At 65.7% G+C, this 19,152-nt stretch carries 16 protein-coding genes; 11 read left to right on the top strand and 5 right to left on the bottom strand.

Features of this window, described 5'->3' with window-relative positions; genetic code table 11:
- Positions 1-266: 266 nt before the first annotated feature.
- A complete protein-coding gene (locus tag G1H10_RS27085) occupies positions 267-533 on the top strand; it encodes a helix-turn-helix domain-containing protein (RefSeq protein WP_216853705.1) in 267 nt (88 codons plus the stop codon).
- Positions 534-570: 37 nt separating this feature from the next.
- Here the strand turns inward: G1H10_RS27085 and G1H10_RS27080 are convergent, their stop codons facing one another.
- Positions 571-1,680: a hypothetical protein gene (locus G1H10_RS27080; RefSeq protein WP_163743853.1), complete on the bottom strand. Its 1,110-nt coding sequence runs from the start codon at positions 1,678-1,680 to the stop codon at positions 571-573.
- A complete protein-coding gene (locus G1H10_RS27075; RefSeq protein WP_163743851.1) occupies positions 1,677-3,485 on the bottom strand; it encodes a translation initiation factor IF-2 N-terminal domain-containing protein in 1,809 nt (602 codons plus the stop codon). The genes G1H10_RS27080 and G1H10_RS27075 overlap by 4 nt, the downstream gene beginning before the upstream one ends.
- 666 nt (positions 3,486-4,151) lie before the next feature.
- Between G1H10_RS27075 and G1H10_RS27070 the strand changes: the two genes are divergently transcribed.
- Positions 4,152-4,793, top strand: coding sequence for a DUF433 domain-containing protein (locus G1H10_RS27070; protein WP_163743849.1), 642 nt, complete (start codon positions 4,152-4,154; stop codon positions 4,791-4,793).
- Positions 4,783-5,169: a PIN-like domain-containing protein gene (locus tag G1H10_RS27065; protein WP_163743847.1), complete on the top strand. Its 387-nt coding sequence runs from the start codon at positions 4,783-4,785 to the stop codon at positions 5,167-5,169. The genes G1H10_RS27070 and G1H10_RS27065 overlap by 11 nt, the downstream gene beginning before the upstream one ends.
- Positions 5,170-5,189: 20 nt before the next feature.
- Here G1H10_RS27065 and G1H10_RS27060 read toward each other — a convergent pair whose 3' ends face one another.
- On the bottom strand, positions 5,190-8,438 hold the full coding sequence (locus G1H10_RS27060) for an AfsR/SARP family transcriptional regulator (RefSeq protein ID WP_312856645.1): 3,249 nt from the start codon (positions 8,436-8,438) through the stop codon (positions 5,190-5,192).
- Positions 8,439-8,745: 307 nt separating this feature from the next.
- Here G1H10_RS27060 and G1H10_RS27055 point away from each other — a divergent pair, with 307 nt between their 5' ends.
- The 8 genes from G1H10_RS27055 to G1H10_RS27020 all read left to right on the top strand — a co-directional run bounded on the left by G1H10_RS27055 (position 8,746) and on the right by G1H10_RS27020 (position 15,582).
- Complete coding sequence (locus G1H10_RS27055) at positions 8,746-9,285, top strand: DinB family protein (protein WP_163743844.1); 540 nt, start codon at positions 8,746-8,748, stop codon at positions 9,283-9,285.
- Positions 9,286-9,296: 11 nt separating this feature from the next.
- Positions 9,297-10,238 (top strand): phosphotransferase enzyme family protein, encoded by a 942-nt coding sequence (locus G1H10_RS27050; protein ID WP_163743842.1) that lies wholly within the window; start codon positions 9,297-9,299, stop codon positions 10,236-10,238.
- Positions 10,239-10,365: 127 nt separating this feature from the next.
- Positions 10,366-10,650: a hypothetical protein gene (locus tag G1H10_RS27045; RefSeq protein ID WP_163743840.1), complete on the top strand. Its 285-nt coding sequence runs from the start codon at positions 10,366-10,368 to the stop codon at positions 10,648-10,650.
- Positions 10,647-10,928 (top strand): ribbon-helix-helix protein, CopG family, encoded by a 282-nt coding sequence (locus G1H10_RS27040; protein ID WP_163743838.1) that lies wholly within the window; start codon positions 10,647-10,649, stop codon positions 10,926-10,928. The genes G1H10_RS27045 and G1H10_RS27040 overlap by 4 nt, the downstream gene beginning before the upstream one ends.
- A gap of 360 nt (positions 10,929-11,288) precedes the next feature.
- Entirely contained in the window at positions 11,289-12,188 is a 900-nt protein-coding gene (locus G1H10_RS27035) for a hypothetical protein (RefSeq protein ID WP_163743836.1), read from the top strand.
- A complete protein-coding gene (locus G1H10_RS27030) occupies positions 12,185-13,045 on the top strand; it encodes a DeoR/GlpR family DNA-binding transcription regulator (protein ID WP_163743834.1) in 861 nt (286 codons plus the stop codon). Before G1H10_RS27035 ends, G1H10_RS27030 begins: the two co-directional genes overlap by 4 nt.
- Entirely contained in the window at positions 13,042-14,154 is a 1,113-nt protein-coding gene (locus G1H10_RS27025) for a tartrate dehydrogenase (protein WP_163743832.1), read from the top strand. Before G1H10_RS27030 ends, G1H10_RS27025 begins: the two co-directional genes overlap by 4 nt.
- 12 nt (positions 14,155-14,166) lie before the next feature.
- On the top strand, positions 14,167-15,582 hold the full coding sequence (locus G1H10_RS27020; RefSeq protein ID WP_163743830.1) for an aldehyde dehydrogenase family protein: 1,416 nt from the start codon (positions 14,167-14,169) through the stop codon (positions 15,580-15,582).
- A gap of 207 nt (positions 15,583-15,789) precedes the next feature.
- Here G1H10_RS27020 and G1H10_RS27015 read toward each other — a convergent pair whose 3' ends face one another.
- Positions 15,790-17,622, bottom strand: coding sequence for a glycoside hydrolase family 2 protein (locus G1H10_RS27015; protein ID WP_163743828.1), 1,833 nt, complete (start codon positions 17,620-17,622; stop codon positions 15,790-15,792).
- 53 nt (positions 17,623-17,675) lie between these two features.
- A complete protein-coding gene (locus G1H10_RS27010) occupies positions 17,676-19,115 on the bottom strand; it encodes a sulfatase family protein (RefSeq protein ID WP_163743826.1) in 1,440 nt (479 codons plus the stop codon).
- Positions 19,116-19,152: the final 37 nt, after the last annotated feature.

The following is a 19,152-nucleotide window of genomic DNA, read 5'->3' as shown; positions in this document are numbered from 1 at the left end:
CGTGACTATATCGGTCGCCTCCGGTAACGTGGAACCTGTCGCATCCGATTTGTGGAGCTAATCGACCAGATGCCTCCTTACGCCGCGTTATGCGAACCGAGACAACATCGCAGGTCGGACGTTGCCGCCAAGGTGGCGGCACCGCGAAAGACTAGATCCACGGTGCCGTCGAATCGACGGCACCGCAAGGCGTCTGGGGACGACTCGCGTACCTCACCTCCACAGAGTCAAGCCACATCAAGAATGGCCAGCAGAGGTGAGAGCAGATGACCATCAATGACGCGCTACACGCCTCCGGAGCGCCGCAGCGTTCAATCCAGCGCACCATGAGTGCGTACGACAGCGCTGACGGCCACGCATACCTAACCACTACAGAAGTTGCCGAACTCTTGCGGACACCGGTCGAGACCATCCGCTACTGGCGACACGTCGGCAAAGGCCCACGCTCATTCAAGATCGGCCGACGCGTCCTCTACGCCCACCACGACGTCCAAGCATTCGTCGACCAAGCCCGCAACAGCGACACACAATAGCGGCATCAATGGAAGCACGAACGCGCGTAAAATCAGTTTAGGCACCCTCGACAAATAGCTTCAGCTCCAGCACGCGAAGCCACTTCGCCACTTCGGCAGAGTCTTCCGGTCGGAGCATTCGCATATGCGCCAGCCGATTTCGGATCGGCATAATCTGTGTTGCAAAGTGGCGCCACATGGCCGGCTTCAACCCGAGGTCTCCGATCTCCTTGCGATCCTTTAGGCTAAGCAATTCGCTGAGTGTCAGCCACTCCAGCGGGTCGCGGAGTTGTTTCAACGAAACTGCGCCGTAGTATGCCGAGTCAGTCGCTCGCTCGAGGACAACGCGCGGAAGGGCTCCATTGAGACATTGGCTGCGCCATTTGTCTCCCCAAGCGGCAACAGCACGTTGGCGTACAGCGCGTCGAATCATCCGTTCGATCTGCCACAGCCCACTGCCAATTTCCGCGAGCTGGGCTTGCGGCTCGACATGGCCCGCAAGTACAGCATCAAGTGATTCCTTCAAGGGTTTCAGGTACTTTGGGAAGTTCCACGATCGCTTCTGATTGCGGATCGACGTGAAACCAACGCCGTCGAGTGCCTCAAGCTCCCTTGCGTCGAGCTGATCAAGTGCGGCTTTACCCACGAGCAGATTCTCATAGACGACCCTGTCTAGGGAGGCGCAAACCTCCGGACCAAGCTCAGTCAGTGCCGTGCGGATGACCTCATCAACCGCGACGCCGTCGATTACGCACGTGGGTAACTGACCAGGTGCCGTCACTCCATCCAACGGCGCATGGCCGAAACTCGCGTCATCCAGAAGCGAACTCCCGGGAACCGGCGGGAAAGCAACGCGGGGTGCACGCGAAAGGAGAATCACCCCACAACCTGAGTCGACATCAGCAAGAACACGCTCTCGCAAAGCTCCCATGGAGATCTCAGCGCTTGACCGTAGCATGGACTCAAGCTCGTCGATGACGATCAAACGATGCGCATCGGCACTCTCACAAACTAGGTATTCAGCGACAGAGATAACCGTCAGGTTTGACGCCCTCAGTGCTCGCCGCGCTGGTTCGCTGCTGGCACCAATCTGGAGAAACAGGACCGAGAAACGCCGCACCTTTCGGAAAATGGACTCGAGCCATTGAGAGTAGTCGACCTCGTTCATAGGAGCTCCAGAATTACATTGACCTCGAACTCACCGTTCGTCTCGTAAATAAGTCCAAGGTCTTTCAACCTGCGAACTGCGACCGGCTCGCTATCCACTAGGTCCCTGAAGTCGTTCGGGTGCTCCATTAGCAGTTCAAGCAGGACTGCCTCGGTGGCGTAGTAGCGCTTGACGTGTTGAATCATCTCCTCGATGTTCCCCCGAACGCGACTTTTCCAGTCGCCGAGCTCCCTGAGTACCGCGGCACGGGTCATCGTGCGCTGGAAATCATTCTTCGGAAGGTTGGCTACCACCGCAGAACTCAAGTTCCGATATAGGAACGCATGACCTCCCGATGCTTCATGTAGTGCTTCAAGGGCCCCAGGCTCGATTTGGATCCCCATCTTCCCACCGACGGTGCCAGCTAGGTCGTCCGCTTCCTCTCGCGAAAATGGTTTGACGTAGATTCCTTTTGCCCACGAAAACAAGGGGTTCGGGCGACCATAAAGTCGTCCACCTTCAATGATCGCGCTTGTCAGACCCGAGAGGATGAACGTGAAGTTTTCGGTTTCTTGAACTATGCTTCGCAAGGCGGACAGCAGTTGCGCTATTCGCGGCATGTCGCCTTCTGCTATATCGATCCGATCGGCCGGAGTAAGATATTCGATCTCGTCGAGCAGCAGCAGTACGCGATTTCCGTCTCGGTTCAGGCTTTTCAGAACATCTTGCAGCGCGTTCTTCAGCTCAAGGATGGTCGGACGTGAGGATGTCTCGGAGAGTTCCCGTGTGCGCAGATTGTGAGCCTTCAACTCCGCGATGAGTCTACGGCGCAGTTCCGCTACCAGATCGTCTGTCGGGTCTTCGGGTGGGGACGGGAATGTCTCGAGATCCATCAGTATGGTAACTACCTTGTCCTCCTGCAGCTGCTCCTTTAACTGCATCAGAATGCTCGTCTTCCCCGATTTCCTCAGGCCGAAGATTCCGCTGACACGCTGACTGAGCGCGTCACCGCGGAGCGACTGCAGGAGAGTCTTCCGTCCGAAGAAACTCGCGCCGTGGACCGGAGTGGTGATATAGAACAGGTCCCGCGCGTATACGTAGTCACGCAGAAGCGTGATTAGCGATAGGTCGTCTTCTGCTTCAATCAACAGTGGAATTGCGAGTCGCGACGGCCGCGACCAATCGTTGAGCTTGACTCTTAACCGCTGATCCGGTGACCACATGAAGAACGTGTCCGGCGTCACCGATCTATCGCTGCCTTTGAGTTCACGAACGGCAGCTTCGAATGTCCGCGCTTGGAGATCCTCGTAAGGGCTGTAGAAGAGCATCACTTCTCGTGTGAAACCAAAGCCCGCCTCGATAGCGCCGCTGAAGCGCACATGCGCAACTGCACAACCCCTGAACGCTTCTTGGAGGCACATGCCAGCGTATACAATCTGTGAGCCGAGGCGGGCAAGCGCGTCAATGTGGTCGCGGAAGGCGGGGAACCGTTTGCTTACCCGCTCAATATTATTGAGCAGGTCGGGATGCTGTGGTCGCTTGACCGCGCCTGCGCGCCACCCAAATTGCCTCGCAGAAGGCGTGGTGGCATCGAAGGCCGCTGCCGCCTGATGCGGACGATCCTGTGTTCGGAGCGCCGGCGAAGTTCCAGGCTCGGGTCTCTGGTCATGCACACCGAAAGACTCCCGCAGCTTGTTCGCAACCGGAGCCTCGATGGTAGAAGACGCGCTACGCACATACTCACCGATCTCCTTCAGACGCGCCAAGACGACCTTCACTTCAAGCCCGAGCTCTGCGGCGAGCTCGTGAACCCGCGTCTTCGGCATCGCGATGCTCCCCCAGTCCAGACTCCAGCGCTTCCACAATGGCGGGAGGCTGCGACCCGAACGATCGGCTGCCGCAGTCAGATCCCCACCCGAATGCTGAGAATCTGTAGCTTACCGGCGAGAACCAACTTGACAATAGGGGCGATGAGGGCGCGTCTTGGCATGGGTGATGGCACGATAAGACGAGGACGAGCGAAGGCTTCGCTGCCAGGCTCAGGCTGCCCGCTGGAACAGGAGCAGCACTACCCCAACGGCCCTCTTGCCCTAGCGCACGCTCCAGAGCGGCGAACACGGCCGACTCGACCTAGATCATCCAGTCCGCAAAGAGTCCGCGAGATGCTCGAGAACACTCACCGTGGACTACCGGTGAGCGATCGTGAAAACCCTGTTTGCGGGCATATCGATCTATGTCAGCCCAGCTCAGGGAGCCACTGAAGCGCCCTGTCAAGGCGGAGGTCGCGGGTTCAAGTCCCGTCAGGACCGCCAACATGGAGGTCAGAGGCTCATCGGTTCCGGTGAGCCTCTGCTATGTCAAGCGCAGTCCGCCACACAGTCCGCGACATCTCCAATGGTCTGCGCTACCCACGGAAATGTAGGGACCCGGTCGGTGACGCATGTCATGCTGGGAGTGCCTAAGATCAGGCGTCGTTAGGGAGGTGGCCGGACATGGTCGACAAGTTTGCCGATCCCCTGCTGACGGCTGCTGAAGCATCGAGGCATCTGGGCATCCCACGCACGACGCTGCAGTCGTGGCTCAAGGATGATGCACCTGGCGGTCCGTTGGTGCATGAGGTTCCCGCTCGCAAACGTGGATATCCGACCATGCCTTTCGTCGCCGTGATCGAGGCATTCGTCCTCCGTTCACTTCGCGACCTCGGGTTGTCGAAAGCCGTGATCAGGCAAGCCGCCCTTGAGGTCCGCGACGCTTTCGACACTCCGTATGCTTTGGCGTCCAAGCGGATCGTCACCGACGGAGTCGACCTGTTCATCCACCATTCCCCGGACGAGTACACCCGAGTAGGCGACAAACAGGTGCCAATCCGGGAAGTGCTTGAAGACTATCTGCGAGACATCACCTTCGACCAAGACGGATCCCCGGGCAGACTCAGACTCCGGCGGTATGCCGATGCGGCCGAGGTGATCATCGATCCGAGGTTTGCCTGGGGCGCTCCCGTCGTGGCAGACCAGAAGGTTCCAGTACACGCGGTTGTCGATCTGTGGCGCGCAGGCGAACCCATGACCGTCGTGGCCGAGGAGTTCGATCTTTCGCCTGCGACCGTCGAATCGATCTGCAGAGTTGCGGCCTGAGTTCTTCCTCGACCGCAGCCTCGGCAAACTCGTGGCACAGCACCTACGAGACCGGGGCTGGATCATCCACCGCATTGCCGACCACTACGCGGATGACGCCCAGGACATCCCAGATGAAGACTGGATCGAAGAGGGAATCTCGCGCGGTTGGTCGCTGCTGACCAAGGACCGACGCATCCGATACCGCGAATGGGAACGCTCTGCGCTCACGCACGGTGTGATGTTCCGTCTCAGCAACGGCAACCTCAGCATCACGCAGATGGTGCGGTGGCTCGAGAACTCACGAACAAGGATCTGGGACGTCACAAGCCATGCCGGGCCGGAAATCTGGGTGGTCTACGAGAATGAGGTCATCAAACGCTGGCCCACTGATTGACCGGGTATCCACACCGGATCCTAGGCATCGGAAGCCCGAGACTCAGGCCTAGCAGTCGCATGTAGCAGTTGCCGCACGTCAGTGGCCTCCCAGGAGCCAACACTCTTGAACATACGCAGTGCTTCGCGCATGTGGTCGATCCCCCGGGATTTCGAGGCAGGATCATCAGCCGCAATATGTGCTTCCCCCACCGCCCGGTGCGCGTGCGCCTGACCGAGGTAGTGCCCGGTCTTGCGTTGGATGGCCAGCGCCTCGTCAGCATGGGTGATCGCATCTGTGACCCGACCGTCCGCCAGTTCTATCCGCGCCAGGGCGACCAATGCCTCCGCCAACTGGACGGGACTCCATCCGCGGGCGGCTTCGACCGCTTCCCGGGCATGCTCCTCGGCCTTCCGCAGCGCGCCGGCGGCCAGCTCACACTCGGCCAGCCCGCACGCGGCCGGGGCAGTGGCTTCGCGCACTCCGGCCGCGTGCACGATCTCCATGACTTGTTCGAACTCCGTCTTGGCCGCAGTTGGATCGCGCAACGACAGATACGCCATGCCCAGCTCGAGCCTCGCCTCCCAACGATGACGCACGAACTCGAGGTCGTCACCGACCTGTTTCGCTGTCGCCGCCAGCTCTCGTGCCTGCTCTGCCCGACCGGTCACACGGGCCCAGCGGGCTCGGTTGATGGTGTGCATCGCCGCCTTCGACCGGTCACCGAGCTCTCTGAGCGCCTGCTCGGCCTGTCCGTCCAGCTCCTCGAGGCCGTCCATCCGGCCGAGCATGGTCCGGACTTTGAGCAGCTCTATCATCGCAATCAGGAGCCACGACACAGGTGCTCCGTCCTGCAACAGGAGGTTCTGTTCCAGCAGCCGTTCGGCGCGGGAAAGGTCGCCGCGTAGCACGGCGATGTTGGCCAGGTGGTTGAGCACTTGCCCCTGCCCGTCCCGATCGTCAGCTTCGCAAAAAGCGGCGCGCGCACGAGTGAACACCTCGTCGGCAGCATCGATGTCTCCCCGGCGGAGGTTGACCAGGCCAGCGATGCCGAGACTGTCACCGAGCAACGACGGGCGACCGAGGCGTTCGGCATGTGCGATTAACTCGGTCAGCACATCGTCTGGCACCGGCAGACCGGCGTGGCTTCGGACGATCGCGAGCGCACCCAAAGTCGGCGCGATCGCATCGCCATCGCCAGCGGCGCGCACGGCGTCGGCTGCGGACTGCATCGGCGCGAGCACCTCAGCGAGGAAGCCCCGGTGCCCCATGAAGGGCGCTAGACCCAGCATGAGGTGCCACGACCAATGCACACGTTCGCTCCCCAACGACGACCACACGGCGGCGACGATGTTGTGGAACTCGGCCAGCAGCCAATCCGCCGCCTCTTGCCCGTCGGAGAAGACAATCTCCGGAACGGCCTCCGAGAGCGGAACTGCCGGCTGTCCCTCTCGACCGTTCGCGAAGCCCAGATCGGTGGCGGCTTCTTTGCCCAGGTAGTACCAGGTGTACAACCGTTCAAGGGCGTCCGTGCGCGAATCCGTCGAGTCTTGATGCTCAGCGCAATACCGAGCGTAATCTCGCACCAAGTCGTGAAACCGGTACCTGCCCGGAGCGTGCTCGTCCAGCAGGTGGGCGTTGACTAGACGGCGTATATGCACCCGCACTCCGGCCACACTCGCACCGCTCAACGCAGCCGCCGCGTCAACGGTGAAATCCAACCCTGGAACCAGCCCCAACAGGCGAAACAGGCGCTTGGTGTCATGGTCGAGCCGCCGATACGACGAGTCGAACGCCGCCGTCACTGCGGACAACTCCGCGTCGTCGTCCAACGCCAGAGCCGCCAGTCCGCGTTCATGAAACTCCGCCAGGTAGTCGTCCAGCCCGCGGTACGGTTCATCGGCTAGCTGAGCTGCGGCGATCCGCAACGCCAGGGGCAGCTCCGCGCAGGCCTCGACCAATGCCGTGCCGTGTTCCGGCGCCCGGGACAGTCGCTCCTGCCCGAGTATCCGCGTGAGCAGGGTCCAGGCATCCGCCGACGGCAGCACGCCGAGACTGATCCGTCGGGCACCCTCCCGAGCCACCAGACCGGACAACCGGTTCCGGCTGGTGACCAGCACCAGGCATCCAGGCGTCGCCGGCAACAGCGGCCGCACCTGTTCGGCCGAGACCGCGTTGTCCAGCAGGACAAGCATCTTCCGGCCCGCGATCAGGGACCGATACTCGGCTGTCGCATCCTCCAGCGTCGCGGTGGGCCGTACCGCTTCCGCCCCGAGTCCACGCATCATCCGTGCCAGCGCCTCCATGGGTTCCAGAGCCGGCGCGGACGAGTAGCCACGAAGATCGATGTACAGCTGACCGTTTCCGAACCGATCCGCGACCTCGTTGGCGAAGCGAATCGCCAGAGCCGTCTTCCCGACCCCCGCCATGCCGGAGATCACCACCACACGGGCGTCATCCGCCATCCCGACCTGCTCGAGTTCGGCCAGCTCTGCCTCCCTCCCGACGAACGCGCCGGGCGGCGGCGGCAGCTGCCCGGGGATCATCCTTCCCCCGGTCACCGACGATCCGTCATCCACCGCGGAGACCGTCCCGTCTCCGTGGTCATGCAGCAGGCTGGGATCCTCGGCACGGATCGCGTCGTACAGTTCGCGCAGTTCGCGGCCGGGCTCCGTCCCCAGTTCGTCGGCCAGCCGCTGTCGGGCCGCCCGGAACGCCGTCAACGCCCGCGCCTGCCGCCCCGAGCGGTACAACGCCAGCATCAGCTGGGCTGTGAACCGTTCTCGCAGTGGGAACTCCGCCACCGACTCGATCAGTTCCGGCACGATCTCGCGTGTGCTACCACGCGCCAGCTCGGCGTCGTATAACTCCTCCCGAGCGATGACACCAGCTTCAGCCAGGCGCCTCGCCTCCGAACCCACCACCGCGAGGCCATCGACATCCGCATACGCGCGGCCCCGCCACAACGCGAGCGCCGCTCGGAATCCCGCAACCGCCGTGTCCAGATCACCGGCTTCCCGAGCCTGCCGAGCCTCCGTGTGCAGCCGGGCGAACACGTCCGCGTCGAGTTCGTCCGGGCCCACCTCCAGCACGTAGCCGCCGGCCACGCCGACCAACCGATCCGGACGGTCTAGCACATGCCGGAGGCGATGTACGTGCATCTGCAGGCCCTTGGCGGACTTCGCCGGCAGGTCGTCACCCCAAAGCGCTTCGGCCAAGATGTCCGTGCTCACTGGTCGATTGGCCCGGATCAGCAGTGCAGCCAGAAGGCGACGTCGATGCTCCGACACAGGTCCCAAGACCCGCGCATCGTGGACGGCCCGGACCGGGCCCAGCACCTCAAAGCGCACGGCAACCTCCGAGCGCTATCATGCCGCCCTTCAGCCTCTGAGGATCGACAACCATCCAGAATGCGGACGACGTACGGCACTGACGTGGCAACGAACGACATTCAGGTTGTGATCACGACCCGAATGTATGCTCCTGCGGTAACCGCCGGCCGTGCGCCAGCCGACCGACGCCTCAGCGCGTCCCCGATCAGCTTGCTCCGGCCCGGCAGAAGCCACGACCAAGATTCCCAGATTGGACTCGTCGCACATGACCGACATCGATGAGCAAGGTCGCCCGGAACCGCCTCTCACCGCCGACGAGTCCGGCACGCTGCTCGGGTTCCTCGAGTTCCACCGCGCCACCCTTGAGTGGAAGTGCACGGGGCTGGACGCCACCGGATTGTCCGCGACGGTCGGCAGGTCGTCGATGACGCTCGGCGGCATGCTCAAGCATCTGGCCTGGGTCGAGAACTACTGGTTCTCCGAATGGTTGCACGGGAACGACCCTCTGCCCGTGTGGAAGGCGGTGGACTGGAAGGCGGACCCGGACTGGGACTGGAATTCGGCCGCCGAGGACACACCTGAGCAGCTCTTCGCGCTGTGGCACGACGCAGTCGCCAGGTCCCGCGCGCTCACGAAACAGGCGCTCGCCACGGGCGGTCTCGACCAACTCGCCAAGCGCACCTGGCCCGATGGTCGGGCGCCCAACGTGCGATGGATTCTCTGCCACATGGTCGAGGAGTACTCGCGGCACAACGGCCACGCCGACCTGATCCGCGAATCGATCGACGGGCTCACCGGCGAGTAACGACGTTCACCATGGACGCTGCGGAGATCGCCCACCGCTTTGGTCTCGGCCGCTCAGCCAGACTGTCGGACCAGCCGGTGGCGCGCGGCAAGCAAGGGGTCGTATGGCGCCTCGACACGTCGGACGGCCGCTGGGCAGTGAAGGTGCCTCTCTACCCTGTCCAGGAGAACGACATCCGAGCAGCGGCCGCGTTCCAGGAGGCTGCCGTGCGCGCCGGAATTCCGGCACCGCAGCTGCGGCGGACCGTGGCGGGATCCGTCCTCGCCCAGGTGCACGGCACCCAGCTGCGTGTGTATGAGTGGGTCGATCTGGGCGGCCCGGATCCGCGACTGGATCCGGTCATGGTGGGATCCGTCCTGGCCACCATTCATGTGATGTCGGAGTCCGCCCACGGCCCCGTCGCCGACTGGTACAGCCGACCGGTCGGTGCCGCTGCGTGGGACGGACTCGTCGCGGACCTCCGCGACGCGAGGGCGCCGTTCGCGAGGCGGTTGTCGGATCTCCGCGACGAGTTGGTCGCGCTGGAGTCCTGGGTCGAGCCATCCGCGGAGTTGCGGACCTGCCACCGTGATCTCTGGGCAGACAACGTGCGACCTACCGCGGCCGGCGGCGTCTGCGTCATCGACTGGGAGAGCAGTGGCCCGGCCAACCAGAGCCAGGAGCTCGCGTGTGTCCTCTTCGAGTTCGCCCGCTCCGCGCCCCACCGTGCTCGTGCCCTCATGGCGGCGTACCACGACGCCGGCGGACCGGCTGAGGTGACGCGTCGCGGACACTTCTCCATGCTCATCGCCCAACTCGGGCACATCGCCGAATCCGCGGCCGCTACCTGGCTCCACGCTGACCCGGGCTCCGCTGATCGCGCGGAGGCGGCAGCGGGGGTCGAGGAGATGCTGGCCGAGCCGCACACCCGACGGGTCCTCGACGAGCTGTTGAACGCCGTGCACGACGCCTGACCGTCGTGGATCGGTGTGGCCGTCACCCCACCGATCCACGGCGATACGCTGTTCCGCCATCGGGAGCCGAATGAAGAGTCAGGACGTCATCTTTCCAGGGCGTTTACAGTTGTCATACACTGGTCGCATGGTCATGGACTCGTATCTCTTCGTCGAGAAGACCTACGAGAATCTGGCCACATCCGGGATACCGCCGCTGGCGGTGACCGACGTCCTGTACAGCACGCCCACCGTCCGCCGCCATTTCGGCTCGTCATTGCAGGTCGCCGGCCAGGACCGCGACGGCGCCTGGTTGGCCGTGGCTCTGGTGGAGGATGACGACGACGACACCTACACGGTCACCGGCGCACGGCACCTCGACGATGACGAGATCGACGCGATCACCCGCATCATCGAGAAGGAGGAGCGATGAGCAAGATCGACAAGGCCAACGTGGCGTTGGAAAGTCGCGACTGGTCCACAGCCGAAGTCCGTCGGGAGCCCCGCAAGGCCACGGTCGTGCATTCGGTCCGCATGTCGCGCAACCTCACCGAGCGGCTCCACCAGGAGGCCGAGCGACGGGGAGTCACGCCGAGCGAGGTGATCCGTGACCTCGTCGATGCCGGCCTGAGCAGCGCAGAACGCTCGCCGACGGTGCGCCTCGCCGACGTGCACCGGGTGATCGACACCCTCACCCAGAAAACGGCCTGACCAGGCCGGACGCCTGACCACGCCGGACACCGGGCGGAGCCTCGACGCCAGACCGCGCATGCTTCGCGTCTGCCTTGCCCGAAAGCCGCGTCATCGCGCTGCTTCCGGAAAATGACGCCGTCTCGGGTCGGAATGTCGAGGCGCCTGAGTACACCAGCGGAAACATCCGTCGTCGCGCCGCGGTTCGCCCCTACCGTGTCTGGCCGCCATCCACGGACCCATAACTCGCGCCCGACCCGACACACGCGTGCGATGTTCATATGCCCACAGGTACGGCGTTGTTTTTCCAACATCAGTGTGAAAGTATAAACATGCAGCGGTGACGCCCGCGTGCTGTATCGGATTCGCCCGAGGGATGAGATGAACGACGCCGCGACACCTGGGACCATCGCCACCGGCAAGCCCAAACTGCGCACCGCCGCCGGCGGATACGCGATGCTCGCACTCGACCAGCGCGAATCGCTGCGGGCCATGTTCGGCCAGCGCGCCGACGGCTCCTGGGTCGACGACGACGAGCTGCGCCGGTTCAAGCGCCAGGCCACCGAGGTCCTCGCGCCGCACGCATCTGCTGTGCTACTCGACCGCCCCTACGCCATCGACGGTCACCGACCGGACTGGGTCAGCGACGCGTACGGCCTGATCGTCGCCGCCGACGCGCTGGACCAGCAGACCGGCGGTCCCGTGCGGAACACGACGTTCGACGAGCAGGTCACGGTCGAGTTCCTGCACCGGGTGCGTGCAGACGCGATCAAGTTCCTGGTGATCTGGCGCCCCGGCACCGGCAAGGAGGAACGCGCCGATGTGGTCGCCCGCACCGTCGAGGTCGCCCGGGACGCCGGCGTCGCCAGCCTGGTGGAAGCGATCGTCGCCACCGATGACGGCTCGCCGTGGCCGAGCGAAGCCGAACGACACCAGGCCATCTTCGCCGCCGCCGAGGAGATCGCCCCATACCGCCCCGATCTGTACAAGGCACAGGTGCCCGGCTATGTCCCGGGTGATCTCTCCCGGGTCGCGGACCAGGCTCGCACCATCACGGAGATCGTCGGCACCGACTGGGTGGTGTTGTCCAACGGCATCGCCCGGGAAGACTTCGCGGACGCGGTACGCGAGTCCGTCCGCGGCGGCGCCAAGGGTTTCCTCGCCGGCCGCGCCGTCTGGGCCGACCTCGTCGGCTCCGCGGACACACCCAGCATGCTGGCCCAGATATCCATCCCGCGCCTGCAGCAGCTGACCGGTATCGTCGACGCCGCCCAGGCATGACGCACGGAAGCCAGACACCGATGGCGAGGCCGGCCGGACAGCTGCACGGCCTCTCGGCGCCGGAGCGGCGCAAGGAACTGGTGCGCGTCGTGGAGGACCAGGGTTACTGCACCGTCGCCGAACTCTCCGCCTTGTTCGGCGTCTCCGAGATGACCATCCGGCGCGATGTCGGCACGCTCGTAGACGACGGCAGGCTACGCAGCTTCCACGGCGGGGTCAGCACCCTCCCGCAGCGCGATTTCATCGGCAGCGCCTACACCACCCGCGCCGCCCGGCAGGGCGACGTGAAGACCCGGCTCGCGGCCCGCGCGCTCGACCTGGTCGAGTCCGGCAGCGCCGTCGCCTTCGACGCCGGCACCACGGTCGCGTCACTGGCGCAGCAGATCCCGGACGACATGCGGCTGTCCGTGGTGACGGCATCGCTGCCGGTGATCACCTCGCTGGCACACAAGCCGGGTGTGGACATCGCGGCGCTCGGCGGTCTGCTGCACCGCGACTCGCTCTCCTTCGCCGGTTCCACCACCGTCAGCGCGGCGTCGACGTTGCACGTGGAGACGTGTTTTCTGGCCGCCTCCGGGCTCAACGAGAAGGGCGCGTTCTGCGCGAACGACTACGACGCGGTCACCAAGCGGGCGCTCATCGACATCGCCGACCGGGTGGTGCTCGTCGCGGACTCCTCGAAGTTCGCCACGAGCGCACTGGCGAAGATCTGCGGGTGGGACGCGATCGGCACGATCGTGATCGACGACGGGCTCGACGACGAGCGGCACACCGCACTGGTCGATCACGGCATCGAAGTCATCACCGTCGCCGCCACCCAGCCCTCACAAGCAACACAGACGGGAGCCATCGAGTGACACAGCAGAGCATCGCGGTCATCGCCGGGGACGGGATCGGCACCGAGGTGGTGCCGGCCGCGCTGGACTGCCTGCATGCGGTCGCCTCCGCCCACGGGCTCACCTTCGACCTGGTGGGCTATCCCTGGGGGTCGGAGTACTTCCGGGCGCACGGCCGGATGATGCCGGTCGACGGCCTGGAGACCTTGGCCGCGCACGACGCCGTGCTGCTCGGCGCGGTCGGCGTGCCGGACATTCCAGACACGGAGACGCTCTGGGGGCTGCTGATCCCGATCCGTCGGGGCTTCGAGCAGTACATCAACCTGCGCCCGGTGCGCACCCTGGCCGGTGTCACAGGTCCCCTGTCCACCACCGAGCCGATCGACTTCGTCATTGTGCGGGAGAACAACGAGGGCGAGTACTCCGAGGTCGGCGGCCGGATGTACCGCGGGCGGGAGAACGAGACCGCCATCCAGGAGGCCATCTTCACCCGTCAGGGCGTCGCGCGTGCGGCCCGGTTCGCCGCCGAGCTCGCCCGCGGCCGACGCGGGCTGGTGACGTCGGCGACCAAAAGCAACGGGATCGTGCACACCATGCCGTTCTGGGACGAGGTCGTCGCCGAGACCGTCGCCGACGTCGGCGGAGTCGAGCTGGAACCCGTGCTGGTCGACGCGCTCGCCGCCAAGATGGCGCTCAAGCCGTGGACGTTCGACGTGGTGGTCGCCTCCAACCTCTTCGGCGACATCCTCTCCGACCTCGGCAGTGCCCTCACCGGTTCGATCGGTGTCGCCCCGAGCGCCAACCTCAATCCGGAGCGCCGTTATCCGTCGCTGTTCGAGCCGGTGCACGGTTCCGCCCCGGACATCGCCGGGAAGGGCGTGGCCAACCCGGTCGGGCAGATCTGGTCGGTGGTGATGATGCTCGACCACCTCGGCCATGCCGACGCGGCCCACCACCTGCAGGCATCCTTCGAGGCCGTGCTGGCGGGCGGCATCTCCACCCCGGACCTGGGCGGAACCGCGACGACCGCCGAGTTCACCCGTGCGGTGCTGACGGAGATCGACGGCCGGGCAGAAGAGTTCACCGCCACCGGATCCACCGTGTCCGCCGGCAGCACCACGCTCAGCTAGGGAGACATCGAGATGCGGCAGCAAGACCTGTTCATCGACGGCACCTGGGTTCCCGCACCGGAGAGCCGTACCATCGTGGACCGATGGACCGGAGCGGACATCGGTCGGGTCGCGGAGGCCGGAGCGCCGGAGGCGACGCGCGCGGTCGACGCAGCGGCGCACGCCTTCACCCAACCGATCCCGGTCAGCCGCCGGGCGGAGATCCTGCGGACCGTCGCGGGCCTCGTCGAATCACGGGCGGATGTGTTCGCCGAGATGATCCGCGCCGAGACCGGCAAGCCGATCAGCGCGGCGCGCACCGAGGTCGCGCGGGCCGTGTTCACCTTCCGGCTCTCCTCCGAGGAGGCCACGCGGCTGCCCGGTGAGGCCGTTCCGCTGGACGCGGTCGACGCCGCCGCCGGCACGTTCGCGTTCACCCGGTCGGAGCCGCGGGGCATCGTCGCCGCGATCACACCGTTTAACTTCCCGCTGAATCTCGTCGCACACAAGGTCGGGCCCACGCTCGCGGCCGGCTGCCCGGTGGTCCTCAAACCGTCGGACCGGGCGCCGATGACGGCGGGGCTGATGGTCGAGGCGTTCGTCGAGGCCGGGCTGCCGGCGGGCTGGCTGAATCTGGTCACGGGTGACGCTCCGGCCGTCGTCGGCGCCTGGCAGGATGATCCGCGGGTGGAGGTCGTCACGTTCACCGGGTCCTCGCGGGTCGGCTGGCAGCTGAAGGCTCAGTCTCCGCGCAAGGAACACGTCCTCGAGCTCGGCTCGAACGCCGCCATGGTCGTCGACGCTGAAGCCGACCTGGAGCGGGCGGTCGCGGACGCGGTCACCGGCGGGTTCGCCAACTCCGGGCAGGCCTGCGTCTCGCTGCAGCGCGTCTACGTGCACGCTGACGTCGCGGAGGAGTTCGTCGGCCGGCTCGCGCATGCGGTGGCCGATGTCCCGTTCGGCGATCCGACCGACCCGGGCACCGTCGTGGGGCCGTTGATCACCGACGACGACACCAAGCGAGTGCTGGCCTGGGTCCAAGACGCCCAGGATCGCGGCGCGCGGGTGGTGGCCGGCGGCACCGAGATGGACGGCGTCGTCGCACCCACCGTCGTCGTCGGCGCGGCCGCGGACGATCGGCTGGTCTGCGACGAGGTGTTCGGACCGGTGATCACCGTCGTGGAGGTGGCCACGCTGGACGACGCGATCGCCGCGGTCAACGCCAGCCGTTACGGACTCAACACCAGCATCTACACGTCCAACCTCGGCACCGCGATGCGCTACGCACAGCAGGCGCAGGCTGGCAGCGTGCTCGTCAACATGCCCCCGTCGTTCCGCGCCGACCACATGCCTTATGGCGGCGTGAAGGAATCCGGCCAGGGGACCGAGGGCGTGAAGTACGCGGTCGAGGGGATGGTCCGGCAGAAGCTGATCGTCCTCAAGCCGTAGCGAGCATCACGGTCGCCCACAGGGTGCAGCGTGGAAGCCTACTGCCGCGCCCCTTCAGCAGCGTGGAAGCTTGATGTCCCTATAACGATCGTGTGGAAGCTCGCTGCTGTTCCGCTCGAGCCGTATGGAAGCTTACGGTCGCCACGACCGCCCGCCGGCCGGCCCGAAGCAGATGCCTAGCCGCCCGATACGGTCCGACACATCTCGTCAGCCGGGGGCTCTGGCCGCCCGGCGCGCGGCGTCGATCGCCTCGGCAGGTACCGACCGGGCGGGCCGGGCGACGATGCTCCGGACCACCTCCGCCGGGAGCTTAGGCTCGCGGTCTTCGGTGAGCAGACCGTTCCGCTCCTGCTCGGTGTCGGTCAACTGGGTCCAGCAGAAGCCGGCCAGCTCGGGGCTGTCGAGTACCGCATCCACCAGCCCTCGAAACCCCTCGGCCAGCTCCTCGACCGAGCCGACCGTGCCATACCCGTGCCACGCCTCCTCGGCCCGCGGCCGAAGGCTGAGCCCGCCGATCTCCGTCAGCATGACGGGTTGCCCCCGGTGGACCGGATCGCCGAGCAACGCGGTGCGCCGGGCCGGAGGACGGTCCCCGAGGATGCGGGCGATCCCGTCCCGGTCGGCGTAGCGGCGGCGGATCGACTCTCCCGTCGGCGCATAATCGTGCAGACCCCAGATGTCGCTCTCGGTGTGTTCCCATCCGTCGTTGGAGATCACCGGCCGGGTGCCGTCCAGCGCCTTGGTCAGGTGGTACAGCGCGGTGGTGGCGTGCCGCTGCTCCGCGACGTCCAGGCCGTGCCAGACGCCCCAGCTCTCGTTGAACGGAACCCACGTCACCACGCACGGATGACTACGGTCCCGCGCCACGTTCTCCAGCCACTCCCGGGTCAGCCGCTCGACCGTCCGCGGCGCGTACTCGTAGGCGCTGGGCAGCTCGCTCCACACCAGCATGCCGAGCCGGTCGCACCAGGCCAGGAATCGCGGATCCTCGATCTTCTGATGGATCCGGACGCCGTCGAACCCGAGTTCCTTGGCCAGTTCCACGTCGCGGCGCAGCGCGTCGGCAGACGGCGCGGCCAGATGCGAGTCCGGCCAGTAATTCTGCGCCAACACCATCCGCAAGAAACGCGGCTGCCCGTTGAGCAGGAACCGCCCATCTTTGATCCCGACGCTGCGCATGCCGACGTAGGACGAGACCGCGTCCACGCGACAGCCGCCATCGAGTAGCTCGACGCGCGCATCCAGCAGCGTCGGCGTCTCCGGGCTCCACAACAGCCGGGCTTGCTCCAACTGATGCCGGGCGGCGGGGACGGAGATCGTCCATCGACTGTCTCGCTGTGTAGCACGGAACGTCTGGTCCGTCAGCACCTCGTCGCCCAGATTGAGAACGACGTGCACGTCGACGGCGGTCTCCGGCCGGCGGGACAGCTCCACCTCAAGCGTCACCGCGGCGGCGGGCACGTCCGGCATCCAGTGCAACCGTCGCACGTGCAGCGCCGGCACCACCTCCGCCCAGACCGGTTGCCAGATCCCGGTGGTCCGGTGATACCAGACGGCGTGCGGCTCGTCGCGCCAGTCCTGTTTACCGCGCGGCTGGGTCGCGTCGTCGCGCTCATCCTCGGCACGGACGACGACGACCTGCTCCTCACCGACGACGACGGCGTCGGTCACGTCCAGCGTGAACGGCGTGTGACCGCCCTCGTGCTCACCGACGTGCACCCCGTTGAACCACACATGTGCCTGGTAGTCGACCGCGCCGAAGTGCAGCAGAAGCCGCTCGTCCGGTCCCGGCGCCCGGTTCAGGCGCACGTCGCGGCGGTACCACACCACCGCTGGGCAGTCCCGGTCGTGCACCCCGGACAACTCGCTCTCCGGCGGATACGGCACGGTGATCGTACGGGTGAACGGGGTGGGATCGTGGTGCCAGCCGCTCGACCGGCCGGCGTCCTTCTCGTCCGTCGCGAATCCCCACGCACCGGACAAGTCCTGCCAGGCCGAACGGACCAGCAACGGACGGGGATACTCGGAGTCGATCGTCACGGATTCCCTCTCGTGCTTCGCAGTGGTTCTATGTGTCGTTCGGACGGGCGTGGTCACCAATTCGCCAACCGGGGATTGCCGCGGTCCTCGACGGCGACCATGACGTCGATCAACATCTCTTGCAGCTCGTGGCGGATGTCCCGGTGTGCGTCCTCGTGCCAGAGGTTGGTCAGTTCGCTCGGGTCGGTCTCCAGGTCGTACAGTTCCCCGGTGCGCCCGCGCGCGCTGGCCGGCGCGCCGTGATGGACGACGAGCTTCCAGCGATCGTGGCGCAGCATCGTCACGTGGACCGCGGGATCGTATGGGTGCCCACTGTTCCGGTAGTGGCACAGTGCCCAGTCCCGCCAGCCCGTCGCGTCGTCGTCGCGGATCAGCTTCAGCAGGCTCTCACCCTGCATCCGCTGCGGGACCTCCACCCCCGCGGCCTGCAGGAACGTCGGCGCGAGGTCGATCCACTGCACCAGCTCGGTACGGCGGCTCCCCGGCTCGGTGACACCCGGCCAGCGCACGATCAGCGGCACCCGGACCGCACATTCGTACATGAACGGGCCCTTCAGCATCAGCTGATGGTCGCCGAGCATCTCGCCATGATCACTGGTGAACACCACGATCGTGTTGTCGGCCTGGCCGGTCTCATCCAGTGCGTCCAGGATCCGGCCGACCTCGTCGTCGACGAGGGAGACCATGGCGTAGTACGCCTGCCGGACCTCCATCAACTCGTCCTCGGTGTAGTCCACGTAGCCACGGGCGGCCCCGCCGTAGGAGACCTTGGACGCCTCGGTGAAGATGGGCGGCTTGCCGTCCAGCTCACCGTCGCGGGTGACCGGCCGCGGCAGCGCCGCCGGATCGTAGCGCCGCGCATACTCCTCCGGCGCACCGAACCCGTGGTGCGGATCGAAGAAGTTGGCGACGAAGAAGAACGGCTTGTCCAGCTCCCGGGAGGAGCTGAGGAAGTCGACGGTCTCCTCCCCGATCCAGTGGCTGTAGTGCGCCTCGGTCGGCAGTGTGTCCCAGGTGTACGGGCCGTCGCGACGCACCACCGCCTCGTGCAGATCCGGGAAGCGCGCCTTCAGCCAGCGATGATAGGCGTTCTCCGACGACCCCGGGTACGGGTCGTGCGCCCATCGGAAGACCCGGAAGCCGTCGTCCAGCCGTGGCTCGGACCGGCCCCCTTGGCAGGCGCCCAGATGGAACTTCCCGACCAGCCCGCAGTCGTAGCCGGACTCGGCCAACAGCCGACTGAACAACACCTCGTGCGGCTCCAGGTCGACGCCGTTGGCGTACAGCCCGTGCGACGGGACGTACCGCCCCGTCATCAGGCTCGCTCGGGACGGTCCGCACACCGGGTTCTGCACGTAGCAGTTCTCGAACAGCACGCCCTGCTCGGCCAGGCGGTCCAGGTTCGGCGTCGCGATGTCCGGGTTCCCATACGCGCCGACGGCGTCGAACCGCTGCTGGTCAGTGCAGATCAGCAGGATGTTGGGGAGGCTCATCGGGCGCTGGACCGCCCACCTCCTCGGCGATCCGTAC

The sequence above is a fragment of the Phytoactinopolyspora halotolerans genome (genome assembly GCF_010550675.1).
GTDB lineage: Bacteria > Actinomycetota > Actinomycetes > Jiangellales > Jiangellaceae > Phytoactinopolyspora > Phytoactinopolyspora halotolerans.
Note: the sequence above shows the minus strand (reverse complement) of the source record. Positions and strands in the feature narration are given on the sequence as shown.

Excerpts from the sequence above, each read along its gene's own strand:
- G1H10_RS27085 (WP_216853705.1), top strand. The coding sequence starts at position 267 with ATGACCATCAATGACGCGCTACACGCCTCCGGAGCGCCGCAGCGTTCA.
- G1H10_RS27080 (WP_163743853.1), bottom strand. The coding sequence starts at position 1,680 with ATGAACGAGGTCGACTACTCTCAATGGCTCGAGTCCATTTTCCGAAAG.
- G1H10_RS27075 (WP_163743851.1), bottom strand. The coding sequence starts at position 3,485 with ATGCCGAAGACGCGGGTTCACGAGCTCGCCGCAGAGCTCGGGCTTGAA.
- G1H10_RS27070 (WP_163743849.1), top strand. The coding sequence starts at position 4,152 with ATGGTCGACAAGTTTGCCGATCCCCTGCTGACGGCTGCTGAAGCATCG.
- G1H10_RS27055 (WP_163743844.1), top strand. The coding sequence starts at position 8,746 with ATGACCGACATCGATGAGCAAGGTCGCCCGGAACCGCCTCTCACCGCC.
- G1H10_RS27050 (WP_163743842.1), top strand. The coding sequence starts at position 9,297 with ATGGACGCTGCGGAGATCGCCCACCGCTTTGGTCTCGGCCGCTCAGCC.
- G1H10_RS27045 (WP_163743840.1), top strand. The coding sequence starts at position 10,366 with ATGGTCATGGACTCGTATCTCTTCGTCGAGAAGACCTACGAGAATCTG.
- G1H10_RS27040 (WP_163743838.1), top strand. The coding sequence starts at position 10,647 with ATGAGCAAGATCGACAAGGCCAACGTGGCGTTGGAAAGTCGCGACTGG.
- G1H10_RS27035 (WP_163743836.1), top strand. The coding sequence starts at position 11,289 with ATGAACGACGCCGCGACACCTGGGACCATCGCCACCGGCAAGCCCAAA.
- G1H10_RS27030 (WP_163743834.1), top strand. The coding sequence starts at position 12,185 with ATGACGCACGGAAGCCAGACACCGATGGCGAGGCCGGCCGGACAGCTG.
- G1H10_RS27020 (WP_163743830.1), top strand. The coding sequence starts at position 14,167 with ATGCGGCAGCAAGACCTGTTCATCGACGGCACCTGGGTTCCCGCACCG.
- G1H10_RS27010 (WP_163743826.1), bottom strand. The coding sequence starts at position 19,115 with ATGAGCCTCCCCAACATCCTGCTGATCTGCACTGACCAGCAGCGGTTC.